Source organism: Coxiella endosymbiont of Dermacentor marginatus, assembly GCF_907164955.1.
Lineage (GTDB): Bacteria > Pseudomonadota > Gammaproteobacteria > Coxiellales > Coxiellaceae > Coxiella.
On sequence record NZ_OU015521.1, the window covers coordinates 119,003 to 131,846 of the forward strand.

Here is a 12,844-nt window from a genome sequence, read left to right on the forward strand (position 1 = left end):
AAAATAAAAATCAAAATCCCCTCTGAGTACAGAGAGTAAGTCTAGTTTTACTAAAAATTATCAGGTTTGATCTTACTACATCTATATAAAGTACAACAAAACCTTTTTGACAACAGCTGAGCTGGTGCCGAAGGCCGGACTCGAACCGGCACGGGCCTTCTTTCCCACTGCCCCCTCAAGACAGCGTGTCTACCAGTTCCACCACTTCGGCAATGTCAATTGAGCGTGGGTATCTTTGTTCCAGGTTAAAAGTTTTTCAGTGGTTGTGCCCGTAAAGGTTGCGTTTTTATCCCTTCACCTGAGTGATGTGACGCTAGATAACTAAGCCCAATACTCGTAGCAAAAAAACCAGCTGCCAAAATAATCGTCACTTTCATAAAAAAAGGTGTCGCACCCATACTTCCAAACATGGTATTAGAAGCACCGCTACCAAAAGCGGCACCTGCATCTGCTCCTTTACCATGTTGTAATAATACTAATCCAATCAAGCAACTTGCAATCAGTACATGAATAATTAACATAATTGATTGCATTGTTCTCCTATTTTTAAAAATTGTTCCACTTCCAAAGAAGCTCCTCCTACCAAAGCACCATCAATATTTTCCATTTCAAACAAAGCTTTTGCGTTCTCAGGTTTTACACTACCTCCGTATAAAATTTGTGTATTCTTAGCTAATGTAGCATCATATTGCCATAATTGTTCCCGGATAGCAGAATGGATTTTTTCTATCTGGATAGGCGCAGCGCTTTTACCTGTTCCAATAGCCCATATTGGTTCATAAGCAATTATGATATTATCTAATGATACCTGATTATCGTGCATACTTAATACAACCGCAAGCTGTTCTTGAACGATTTTTAATGTTTTGTCTGCCGAATACTGTGCTTTAGTTTCTCCGACGCAAAGTATAGGACGAATTCCATTCTCTAGAGCTTTCTTTACTTTCCGAGCCACAGATTCGTCTGTCTCACCATGTAACTTTCGCCTTTCAGAATGACCGACAATAACGTAATGGCACGAAAAATCGCGCAACATGGCCCCTGATATTTCACTTGTGTAAGATCCAACTTCATGCTCTGAGACGTCTTGAGCTCCCCAAGAGATTTGAGTTCGCAATAGAGCTTCTTTGCATTGTGGAATAAAGATATAAGGAGGAAAAATAACTAGCTTCGCCGTTTCCACACGTTCACAGCCATCTTTTAGCCCCTCTAATAGTCCGGCAACGGTTTCAGTACTCCCATTCATTTTCCAATTTCCCGCCACTAATGGACGACGGTTCATATGCTTTACCCTCTATGACATTTATAACTCCCACATACAGGAGTTAAGTCTTTTTAAGATCTCACCCTTCTGTCTATGCACAAAGAAATTTATTTATGATTTAACATAGCAGTTGGACTACCTTGTATCATGATTAGGATTACCGAAACTGTCTTGCCAAATAAACACCCAGGCCTCCTAGAGAATATCAGTCTCTTCTTAAATAGATATATTTCCATGTTTGAGCACCACACCGCTCCTTCATTATTTACTTTAGAATATAATACATCAAGATCCTGAACATTTCGTTTTCCAACAAAAGTTTCTACGTTACCTTGGTCTCCTTGAGAAATATGAGACAAGAACTATAACTAAAGTATGCTAATTAATAGCATTTTTCATTTTTCATCATTCATTGATCACGGATTATCATTAATAGAGATTAGTTGTTAGTAATAATAATTATCTACCGTTTTTATCTTAATTTTAATCTTCTAAATTATAAGGAGATTGCTAGTTTCATTTATGTCTAAATTATCTGTAATTACAAGTCAAAGAATTTTTCAGAGAGAAACTACTGAAATTACACAGGAAAAAATCATCTGTTTTCTTGAAAAACAAGCAACTTCCTGATTATTTGATGTAATTCTTGCATTTGCTTTTACGGGATTTTACTTTCTTCTGAGCTAGATTACAAATAAATTTGAAATTTTTTAAGGGAAAATAAGGTATGCAATATATCGTGGAGGTTTCGCAATATACACATTAACTCGTGACCTATAAACTCATACGACTCATATAAAATGGCGGAGCGGACGGGACTCGAACCCGCGACCCCCGGCGTGACAGGCCGGTATTCTAACCAACTGAACTACCACTCCTCTGCGGAAAAAAAAGACTAACAGCGATAGAAATTTGTCTTCTGTCCTCAGTCTTCCGGTCGTTCACAAATGGGTGCTAAGGGATTCGAACCCCTGACATTCGCCTTGTAAGGGCGACGCTCTACCAACTGAGCTAAGCACCCACAACATGTTCCGTTACTGCTAAACTTCGATATTCTTACTATAACATTCTCGGATACACGTCAAAGCACTGCCCCAACATTACTGAATAATCTGGGGCAATGAAGATAGCGAATATATTTAGGTTAATCAAGCCTAATTTTTCTTACTTTATTCAAAGCTTCTTTAAGCTTTTTGCCAGCTGAAAATCTCACCACTGTACTGGCCGGAATTCGCATAGGTATACCTGTTTGTGGGTTGCGTCCAGTGCGAGCTGCGCGTTGGCTCACTTTAAAGCTCCCAAAGTTAATCAAAACAATATCCTCATGTTTTTGCAATGATTGCGTCACAGAATCAATAAATGCATCCAGAGCTTGAGCCGCTGCATTTTTCGAAATGTCAGCTGATTTTGCCATGACTTCAATGAGATCGTTTTTATTCATAAATTCCTCTCGGTAGTTCCATCAATTAATGGTCGGGTTTTTACCCTTTCCTTAAATTCTTCAGGTTATACCAACTGATTTCCCTGACTGTCAAGCATAAGACTTTATTTTTAGAAGAATTTAGGAGCTTCTGAGTAATACCTACTTTATAATGCTTTTAAGAGAAAATCTCTTCATATAATAGAGTGTAAGGACTATATAAACAAAAGCTAACGAAATAGTGACTGATCTAGTATTGTTCAGTTCCACCTATCGTCAAAGCGTCTACTTTAATGGTTGGTTGTCCTACTCCAACAGGAACTAATTGCCCTGCTTTCCCACAAATACCCATTCCGGAATCAAGTGCTATATCACTTCCCACCATTGATACTTTAGTTAATATATCAGGTCCATTACCAATTAAGGAAGCACCCCTAACAGGCCGTGTGACTTTTCCTTTTTCAATTAAATAAGCTTCACTAGCAGAAAAAACGAATTTTCCTGAAGTAATATCAACTTGACCTCCAGAAAAATCTACCGCATATAATCCTTTTTCTACTGAAGCAATTATTTCTTGTGGATCACTTTTACCTGGCAATAAGTACGTATTAGTCATACGAGGCAGTGGCAAATGTGAATATGATTCACGACGACCATTACCTGTTGGCGTCATTTTCATTAGACGAGCATTGTGACGATCTTGCATATAATTTTTTAAAATTCCATTCTCAATTAAAATTGTTTTTTGCGTTACAGTCCCTTCGTCGTCTACACTTAGAGAACCTCGTCTATTCAGAATTGTTCCATCGTCTACCACTGTGCATAAGGGAGAAGCAACTCGCTGACCTACTCGTCCACTAAAAGCAGAGGTTCCTTTGCGATTAAAATCACCTTCTAAACCATGTCCAATAGCTTCGTGAAGAAGAATTGCTGGCCACCCAGGTCCCAAGACCACAGGTAAAGTACCCGCCGGCGCATTTTCAGCCTTTAAATTTTGACATGCTTGACGAACAGCCTTATCTGCATAGGAATAAGCGGTTGATAAAAATATGCCATAATCACATCGAGAACCTCCGCCCCCAGAGCCTTGCTCTCGGTGACCATTTTGTTCTACAATAACATGGACTCTTAGATTTACTAATGGTCGCAAGTCAGCTGCTATTAATCCTTCACTATTTAAAACTAATATGACTTCATAATTTCCTGTCAAGCTGACAGTTACATGCTTCACGTGAGGATCTTTAGCCCGAGTATATTGATCAATACATTTTAGTAATTCAACCTTCTCCATGGTAGTCATGGAATTAATAGGATTAATCGGAGAATAAAGAGGTTTAATAGATGCTTTATGTAAAGTATCTATAAGTATAGAGCCTCCAAAATAAGAAATGCTCTTTGCAGAATGCGCTGCTCGTAGCAAAGCTTTCGCATTAATATCATCAGCATAAGCGAAGCTAGTTTTTTCACCGCTAATAACTCGTAATCCAAATCCCTGATTAATGGCAAAATCACCTTCTTTCACAATACCCTCTTCTAATACCCAACTTTCTTCTTGGATGCTTTGCAAAAAAATGTCAGCACTATCAATAGAAGGGCCCATAACTCTCCCCACGATTTTTTCCAAATTATTAGCATTAAGATTAAAAGGTTTTAAGAGAGAATCAGTAGCAATTTGAATCAAGTCACTCATAGTTTTTATTTTCTTATTTATTTGTGCATTTAAAAATTTTGCCAGCAAGAGTCGGTAAGATGACTGCTGGCTTATTCCAAAATCCCAAAATATGGTAATTCACCTTAGCTGCTTTTCCAACATGTGGTGCTAAAACTTGATTGGCGACCCAGGTAATAACGCCTGCTAAAGGTCCGCCGGCAAGACTCACAATCAACGGCAAGGTAGAAGTTATATTTGGGATAATTTCTAAATGAAAATCATAATCCTTATTTACAAATCCAATAAGACCTTTAATCTGAACCCAGGCAATATCTCCTACTAAAGAAGCGTCTTTGGTCTTAGCAATTCCTTTAGATAAAGAAAAATTCCCCCTAAATAAGTTGAATGCAAATCCTTTTTTAGAAAAATTAGCAAGATTAACCGGTAGTTTTGGTAATGATTGTAAACTAAATAAATTAAGTAGGCGACCAAAGCCCAATTCGGATTCAGCTCCTTTCGTTAGTTCTGTTATACGTCCCTGATAAAAATTAATTTTAATACTTCCACTTAACCGAGCAGCTACAAATTGATCAGGTGATCCCGACCATTGTAACGAAAAATCAGTTCGACCCTTTCCTCCTTCGAGAACTTGAGTAACCCTCCATTTCTTAAGAAGCCCCCCTAAATTGGGGCTAACAAACTGTCCTACTAGTCGTGTTTCTGTCTGATCCTTTTTGCGCTGCCATTTTCCTGTAGCTCTAATATAAAATAAGGGACTTATTACAGTAAAATTATCAATATTTAACCCGGTTCTTATTCGCGACGTTTGCAATACTAATTTACCTGATAAATTCTTACCATAACGAAAATCGTTAATTGCTAAATCAATAGGTGGCAATTTTTTAGGATTCCATTTCATTTTCTTATCTTTTGCTTTTTTATTAGGCAAGTAAAAACGTAAAAAATACCCTTTCCATTGACGTTGATCAGAAGGGATTGAAAGGTCACCTATAATCAAAGGGCTATTTATATTCACAGTCCAACCTTCGTGTCGAGGAGATAAACCAAGCCATGTATCTGCTTTGGCTATCAAATGATTTTTATAATGGACTTTAATTATCAAGATTTTATTATTGCGAAAAAATGAGGTCAAATTTAAAAGAGCAGAATCTTGTGCTAATTTAGAATAAGGGGGGGGCAGCATGGATCTAATCCCAATTAAATTAGTTATCAGAAAAAAACTATTGGCTATAGAATCTTTGTTGCTTCGTAGTTTTAACAATGCACGATAGGAAGTTAATCCAGATAAATAATTTAAAATTGGAAAATTAAACTGCTTTCGTAACATCTTAGCTGGAATTTGCCCACTCATCCTAATCTGAAACACTGGTAGAGATGTACCTTGATTTGTAGTAGCAATGGAAAAATTGATTGGTGAATTCAAAAATTGAGCCTCAATATGGTCGGCTGAAAAATTTTCGTTAACAAAATTAAAATTTCCAGTGATTTGATCAAGCTTTATTCCCCAATTTTTTAAGAATAGTTGCGCGTTATTAACGAATAAATGTCCATCCACTTTTGCATTCACCCTACGCTGATTTACCGGAATTTTTAGATTTAAATTTATCTTCAAAGGCCCATTTAGGATAATAGCTTTGACTTTTTTAGCTATTAAAAGAGGAGTTGCTTGTAGAAAACGAAAACCGTCTGCTAGATTAGAAACAGCATCTCCACTAACTACCAAAATAGGGTTAGTCCAATGAGCAATAGTGGCTCTTAAATGGTTCAAAGGATTTCCCATGATTTCTGCGTGATCTGCAAAAATATCTAAACCATCGTCGTGAAAAGAAATTATACCATGAATATTGTGAAGATTCGGCCATTTAGGATTGTAATGTAATGTAACCCCATTCACATCAGCAACGACATTAAAATACCCCTCTTTGTGGGAAAAAGGAAATTTCTTAAGTGGGCCTTTTAACTCTACAGTGCCCGCAGTTATTTTCCCCGATATAAATGCTTTATTCAACCAGTCTGATAGATTGGAACTCATGTAACGGTAGGGTAAGTAAGATTTGATGCTATTTACATTTTCTACTTTGAATTTACCTTGTAAAGAAATATAAGGTGATTTGTTCACAGGCAAGAATAAATTTACTTTTCCCCACCATTGCCAATTTCTGCTAACTACATATGATCGTAATACATTAATATTCCATCCCTTAGGGCTCTGATACCATTGGGTAATTAAATGTAATTGTTTTAATGTAAGGGGATTTTTAAAAACTCCCGGAATTTTAATCACATTAGTGTTCGATTGTAATTTCAGTTTTCCTCCTGAAGGAGTTAAATCTATTGAACCGAATAATTGTGAACTACTGGACACATGATCTCGAGGTTGAAAACTTAAAGCAGTAAAATCTGTTTTTATGTGATAATAAGGCCTTTTTTTATCTGGAAAATAAAACAAACTGAAACTATGGAGCTCTCCGGATAGTTGAATCTTTCGATAAAGTTTTTGAAATTTTTCCGGCCAATACTTTATTTTTTTAGCAAGTGGACAGATGTCTTTTAATTGAAGGTAATTTGTTTTAAATAAAATCGTAGGGATTAAATTCTCATAAATAACACGAACGCCGAAACTATTTTCCAGCCATTTTTTTCCTCCTGTTTGCAGAAAAACATGATTGCCTATTAATCCCCAACCATCCGTATAGGGTCGCCAAAATAAATTTGCTGAAATGTGATCGAGTAATAATAAATGGCTTTGATTAAAGGTCAATCGAATATGATTACCTATCATCAAGCTTTGTATTGATTTAAGCATTCCCTTATGAAATCTTGCCCATAGTTGTATATCGCCTTCCCCAGATGACACTGACAAATTTTTGAAATACTTCTGTAAAAAATAACTATCTAGCCATTGTTTAAAAATTACTTTTTTAGCTTCAACATAAAGACTTGTATTATTGAACGAAGTAATAATCAAAAATTGAAATGGCATTAGGACTTTTTTTGATAAATTCCCAAATCCAGTCATCTGATGATGTAAAATTCCATTACTTATCTCAACACACAAATTACTAATAGAAATTAGATTCCCATGGAATGTGTGATAATTGATGCTAATCGCTTTTAGAGTGATACTAGATTTCTTTAACATCCAAAAAAGAATGTTTTTTTCATCTCCTAAATTAGTCAACACATATTTATGACTGAAATTGGTTATTCCGCATACATGCAGACTTCCATTTTCTGTTTCAGAAACATCAAATCGAGCTCCAGAAAGCACTAAATGACTAGGTAACAACTGCCAATGAAATAGGCTAAGAAATGGATTAATTCTAACAGAAAGCTGATTGATGTGTAACAGTAATTTCTGATGAACAGAGTTGATAATAAAAACATTTCGAAAGCTAACAACAAAATCAAGTCCGTACCAATTAGCTTTAATACCACCAACATATACCGATTGATGTAAAAAATTGCTTGCCCATCGTTCAAAAAAATAACGCTTATGATTAAGAACAGGAATTGTTAAACGGGCGACATTAATTAATACAGAAAAGAGAATGATGGCGCTCACCGCCATCATTAGCAACCATTTTCCACAACGACGCACTAAAATTTCAACATTCATCAGTCCAATTTAAATAGATGTTGGTAATCATTTAATAAAAACCTCAGCCATGGCCATAAAAGTGTAATACTTATGAAGGCATCCAGTATTTCCCAGTCAATAGAGAAGAACCCACTATTACCATGATCCAATATTGTAACGCGAGATACACTACTGTAGTGATCAAAACCAATATCATTTGTTGCCAAGCAGGAAGACTATGAATAATGATTTGAAAACGAATGAAAAAATAAGCAAGACGAGTAAATATTAGTGCGTGTTGTCCCAAAATGGTTCCCGTAAGCAAATCAAGCAAAAGACCTACTATAAAAGTTGTTCCGATTCCCACTTGATAAGGAATAGTAATCATCCAAAATAAAAGACTCATAAAAATCCAGACAGGTTGATACCATACAGCCCATTTGGGAAGAGGTAGGATAGTTAACATCATCCCTGCCAGAAAAGTGAGTCCAATGAAAACACTTCGTTTAAAATTATTATTTTCCACTTTATTTGGTCCTTTATTGAAAAAGACGCCAACTCCTCTCATACAGCATTTGTTAAAGAGCCCTATGGGGCCAAACCATTAATACTTGTTGCGACTGGTCTAAATGGGCTGATATGGCCGAAGGATAATTGTAGCAAAACGTTTAGTTAGGATTATGTGTTAACTTAGAAACTATTCCAACCGGATACCCTATTGGATAGCATAACCCAAGCCCAGAAGACATAAAAAAGTCACCTTCTTGGATATTGCTAGTATTTGGGACGTTAACTAGCATTAACTTTCCAGAGCCTCCCATGCCAACTGCAATTTCGGTAATTCTGAACAGGAACAGCACTCTTTTGGATTGGAAATTAACATAACTTTACTAGTTAGAAGGCTTGCATCAATCACTCGCCCAAAAATACCATAAGCATCTAACAACAGGTTGTCCTACATAAATATGGGATTGTGTTCCTCTATCAATTGTAACTTGTTGAAGATTTGGGTCTAAATCCGCATCCAGCTAATTGGACAACAAGTATTCGTACTGAGAAGCTGATTTTAATAATTTACGTAACTGAGCGTTCTCATTCAAGAAACAGAAGTTTTTGTAATCTCGATTCTAGATAACCACTTATGTACATGCAAACGCGCATTATCTGCCACTAACTGTTGTTGAGTGATAATATTTGTAGCATCCAATGCATTTGTTTTAATTGGTGTATTCACCAAATATTGAATAGGAAGCACGACTAATGACAGATTAGCACTAATCTTATGAAAAAATTCTGATTTTTGACTAAAAACAATTAATATAATTGATAAGCCCATATAAAAAAAAGCTCGCAACCCAGATTCAAATATTGAAGAACGTTTAAAAATTAATTTAATAGGCTACGTATTTTTTAAAACATGAAAATTCTTCCTTAATTGATTCTTAATTAAAACATTACAAAAAATATAAACTTACTTTAACCGAGAATTAAAATAGAAAACAAGGAATCAGAGAACATCCATCTTATTGATTAAGTGCTTTTCTCTCAAGCGCTACTCAAACCTATCTTCCATTGCTGATCTTCTGTATAATACACCCCATTATTATGGATGGATTGAATAATGTTTATAAACAAAATCAATATTGATAAAACAGCAGATTTAGCCAAACTCGTCATTTCTAAAAGTGAAAGTCAATTACTAGAACAAAATTTAAATGCAATTTTTAAGCTTGTGGATAAAATGAATCAAATAGATACAACACATATCGAACCCCTCGTATATTCTTTTAATGGAATACAGGGTCTTCGGAAAGATATTGTTACTGAAATGAATCAACGTACTTTATTACAAAAAAATGCACCTCAGGTAGAGGCTGGACTTTATATAGTTCCTGTAATTATTGAGAGCAAAGAATAACAGATAAAAACATGCACCGAAAAACTATAGTTGAATTAAGCAAAAACTTACACAACAAGAAAATATCAAGTTTGGAACTTACGCAGCATTTTCTCGATCGAGTTAAAAAATTTAATCCAAAACTAAACTGTTTTATTACCATTAGCGAGGAGCAAGCTATAGAACAAGCTAAAATAGCTGATGCGCTTTTAGCCAGAGATGAAGCAACAGTTCTTACTGGTATTCCAATTGCTCATAAAGACATTTTTTGTACCCAAGGGATTAAAACCAGCTGTGCATCCAAAATGCTCGATAATTTTATTGCTCCTTACGATGCTACTGTTGTAGAGCGTTTTAAAGCAGCCGGAACAATTTTAATCGGTAAAACTAATATGGATGAATTTGCAATGGGTTCTTCTAATGAGAATAGTTATTACGGGCCTGTTAAAAATCCATGGGATATTACTCGCATTCCAGGTGGCTCTTCAGGTGGTTCTGCGGCTGCTGTAGCAGCCCGAATAGTTCCAGGAGCAACAGGAACCGATACTGGCGGCTCTATTCGTCAGCCTGCCGCCTTATGTGGCGTCACCGGACTAAAACCTACTTATGGTCGCGTCTCTCGTCACGGCATGATTGCTTTTGCCTCAAGTTTAGATCAGGGTGGGCCATTAACCCAAACGGCTGAGGATGCTGCCTTGCTTCTTAACGTTATGGCAGCTCATGATAAAAGAGATTCTACAAGTATAAACAAAGAAACTCCTGATTATTCATCTACATTAAACCAAACTTTAAAAGGTATAAAGATTGGTTTGGCAAAAGAATATTTTGGTGAAGATTTAGATTCAGTCGTAGTGGAATCTATTGAAGCCGTAAAAAAAGAATTCGAAAAAATGGGCGCTATTTTAGTCGACATCAGTTTGCCTCATACAAACTACGCTGCATCGGCTTATTATGTACTCGCTTCTGCTGAGTGTTCCTCTAACTTGGCGCGTTATGATGGTGTCCGTTATGGGTATCGTTGTACTAATCCTATCGATCTAGAAGATCTTTACAAACGCTCACGTACCGAGGGCTTTGGTTCTGAAGTCAAGTGCCGAATTATAATAGGCACCTACGTGCTTTCAGAAGGATATTACGATGCCTATTATTTAAAAGCACAAAAATTACGTCATTTAATTAAAAATGATTTTTTAGAGGCGTTTAAACAGGTGCACGCTATCTTAACTCCTGTAACACCTACCCAAGCATTTAAATTAGGTGAAAAAACAAAAAACCCCGTTGCGATGTATTTATCAGATGTTTATACCATCTCCGTCAATCTTGCAGGATTACCTGCTATTGCATTTCCAGTAGGTTTTATAGACCAACTACCCGTTGGAGCTCAATTAATTGGAAATTATTTTAAAGAATCACGGCTATTAAAGATGGTACACTGCTATCAACAAGAAACAGATTGGCATAAAAAATTGCCACCCGAGTAGGAAGATAAGATGGAATGGGAACCTGTTATTGGTTTAGAAGTTCACGCGCAATTACGTACAAAATCAAAAATTTTTTCTGGTGCTTCCACAGCTTACGGTTCTAAACCTAACACTCAAGCCTGTGCAATAGACTTAGGATTTCCTGGCATTTTGCCTGTTTTAAATAAAAAAGTCGTAAGATTGGCTGTTCGTTTTGGCCTTGCTGTTCAAGCCACAATTTTAACTCATGCTGTTTTTGCTCGGAAAAATTATTTTTATCCAGATTTACCAAAAGGCTATCAAATCAGTCAATATGCTTTACCCATTGTTAAAGATGGCTATTTAAATATTGAAATTGAGGAAGGCATCTCTAAACGTATTCGAATTTCCCGTGCACATTTAGAGGAGGATGCAGGAAAATCTATTCATGAAAGAATACAAGGTTATTCTGGTATCGATTTTAATCGAGCCGGAAATCCTTTGTTGGAAATTGTTTCTGAACCAGATGTTTGCTCCGCTAAAGAAGCGGTAGCTTATTTAAAAACTTTACATACGTTAGTCCGTTATATCGGCGTGAGTGATGCCAACATGCAAGAAGGTGCCTTTCGTTTTGATGTTAATATTTCTTTACGTCTTAAGGGAGAAAAGGAGTTTGGAACACGAACAGAAATTAAAAATTTGAATTCGTTTCGGTTCGTTAAGCGTGCTATTTTGTTTGAAATTTCTCGGCAAAAAGAACTTTTAAAAGCTGGAAAAAAAATTACACAAGAAACTCGACTTTATGATGCAGCTTGCGATGAAACTCGGCCCATGCGTACTAAAGAAAAAGCACGCGACTATCTGTATTTTCCGGATCCAGACCTACTGCCTCTTGAAATTAAGGCGGAATTTATCGAATCAGTCAAGAAGGAGCTGTCTGAGTTGCCCAAAGAAAAATACCACCGCTTTCAAGAAAGCTATCAATTGAACAGTTATGATATCAAATTGCTTACCAAAGATATAGATACTGCTAACTATTTTGAGACTTTATTAAAAATAGATAACTCAATTTCTCCAAAGCTTGCTGCTAATTGGATTACTGGTGATCTTGCAGCTGCTTTAAAAAAAAATAATCTTGAGATTAGCGAAAGCCCAATTAGCGCCGAGCAATTAGTAGAACTCCTACGGCGAATCGCGGATAACACATTATCCGTCAGTATGGCAAAACAAGTATTCGATGCAATGTGGAGTACCAAAGGAGACGCTGATGCTATTATTGAACGTCAAGGCTTAAAACAAATAACAAATATCAGCGAGCTTGAAGAAATCATTAATGCAATTATCGCGAGTAACCCTCAGCAAGTGGACGAGTATCGCTTGGGTAAAATTAAATTGTTTGCTTTTTTTGTTGGGCAAGTTATGAAAGCTACTGTGGGTAAGGCCAATCCTCAACAGGTAAACGAGTTATTGAAGAAGAAATTATAATCATTATTGGCTTTGGGGAGGACTTTCTCTTTATAGCTCAGAAAACAAAGTATATGGAAGACTAATACCATAATTTTTACTTATCAA

The 12,844-nt window shown here is 36.3% G+C and carries 12 protein-coding genes and 3 tRNA genes; 3 read left to right on the top strand and 12 right to left on the bottom strand.

Features of this window, described 5'->3' with window-relative positions; translation table 11 throughout:
• Window positions 1-122 precede the first annotated feature (122 nt).
• The 12 genes from ONG85_RS00505 to ONG85_RS00560 form a co-directional block, all read right to left on the bottom strand.
• Window positions 123-211: transfer RNA gene (locus ONG85_RS00505), tRNA-Leu, on the bottom strand.
• 34 nt (window positions 212-245) lie between these two features.
• Window positions 246-533: a preprotein translocase subunit SecG gene (gene secG, locus ONG85_RS00510; RefSeq protein ID WP_406566711.1), complete on the bottom strand. Its 288-nt coding sequence runs from the start codon at window positions 531-533 to the stop codon at window positions 246-248.
• Complete coding sequence (gene tpiA / locus ONG85_RS00515) at window positions 515-1,282, bottom strand: triose-phosphate isomerase (RefSeq protein ID WP_264435637.1); 768 nt, start codon at window positions 1,280-1,282, stop codon at window positions 515-517. The genes secG and tpiA overlap by 19 nt, the downstream gene beginning before the upstream one ends.
• Before the next feature lie 783 nt (window positions 1,283-2,065).
• Window positions 2,066-2,142: transfer RNA gene (locus tag ONG85_RS00520), tRNA-Asp, on the bottom strand.
• 70 nt (window positions 2,143-2,212) lie between these two features.
• Window positions 2,213-2,285 (bottom strand) — tRNA-Val (locus tag ONG85_RS00525).
• Between the two features lie 123 nt (window positions 2,286-2,408).
• The gene (locus tag ONG85_RS00530; protein WP_264435638.1) at window positions 2,409-2,705 is read right to left on the bottom strand and encodes an HU family DNA-binding protein; all 297 of its coding nucleotides are present in this window, start codon (window positions 2,703-2,705) and stop codon (window positions 2,409-2,411) included.
• 229 nt (window positions 2,706-2,934) lie between these two features.
• The gene (gene tldD, locus ONG85_RS00535) at window positions 2,935-4,374 is read right to left on the bottom strand and encodes a metalloprotease TldD (protein WP_264435639.1); all 1,440 of its coding nucleotides are present in this window, start codon (window positions 4,372-4,374) and stop codon (window positions 2,935-2,937) included.
• Between the two features lie 13 nt (window positions 4,375-4,387).
• On the bottom strand, window positions 4,388-7,975 hold the full coding sequence (locus ONG85_RS00540) for a YhdP family phospholipid transporter (protein WP_264435640.1): 3,588 nt from the start codon (window positions 7,973-7,975) through the stop codon (window positions 4,388-4,390).
• 70 nt (window positions 7,976-8,045) lie between these two features.
• Window positions 8,046-8,462 (bottom strand): rod shape-determining protein MreD, encoded by a 417-nt coding sequence (gene mreD, locus ONG85_RS00545; RefSeq protein WP_264435641.1) that lies wholly within the window; start codon window positions 8,460-8,462, stop codon window positions 8,046-8,048.
• A gap of 142 nt (window positions 8,463-8,604) precedes the next feature.
• On the bottom strand, window positions 8,605-8,736 hold the full coding sequence (locus tag ONG85_RS00550) for a hypothetical protein (RefSeq protein WP_264435642.1): 132 nt from the start codon (window positions 8,734-8,736) through the stop codon (window positions 8,605-8,607).
• Window positions 8,736-8,882 (bottom strand): hypothetical protein, encoded by a 147-nt coding sequence (locus ONG85_RS00555; RefSeq protein WP_264435643.1) that lies wholly within the window; start codon window positions 8,880-8,882, stop codon window positions 8,736-8,738. Before ONG85_RS00555 ends, ONG85_RS00550 begins: the two co-directional genes overlap by 1 nt.
• Before the next feature lie 150 nt (window positions 8,883-9,032).
• On the bottom strand, window positions 9,033-9,272 hold the full coding sequence (locus ONG85_RS00560) for a hypothetical protein (RefSeq protein ID WP_264435644.1): 240 nt from the start codon (window positions 9,270-9,272) through the stop codon (window positions 9,033-9,035).
• A 285-nt stretch (window positions 9,273-9,557) separates the two neighbouring features.
• Between ONG85_RS00560 and gatC the strand changes: the two genes are divergently transcribed.
• Genes gatC through gatB form a run of 3 tightly spaced genes read left to right on the top strand, consistent with a single transcriptional unit; the run spans window position 9,558 to window position 12,757 of the window.
• Entirely contained in the window at window positions 9,558-9,854 is a 297-nt protein-coding gene (gatC, locus tag ONG85_RS00565; protein WP_264435645.1) for an Asp-tRNA(Asn)/Glu-tRNA(Gln) amidotransferase subunit GatC, read from the top strand.
• 11 nt (window positions 9,855-9,865) lie between these two features.
• A complete protein-coding gene (gene gatA / locus ONG85_RS00570; protein WP_264435646.1) occupies window positions 9,866-11,314 on the top strand; it encodes an Asp-tRNA(Asn)/Glu-tRNA(Gln) amidotransferase subunit GatA in 1,449 nt (482 codons plus the stop codon).
• Window positions 11,315-11,323: 9 nt separating this feature from the next.
• Window positions 11,324-12,757, top strand: a complete 1,434-nt coding sequence (gene gatB, locus ONG85_RS00575; protein WP_264435647.1) for an Asp-tRNA(Asn)/Glu-tRNA(Gln) amidotransferase subunit GatB — start codon at window positions 11,324-11,326, stop codon at window positions 12,755-12,757.
• Window positions 12,758-12,844 lie beyond the last annotated feature (87 nt).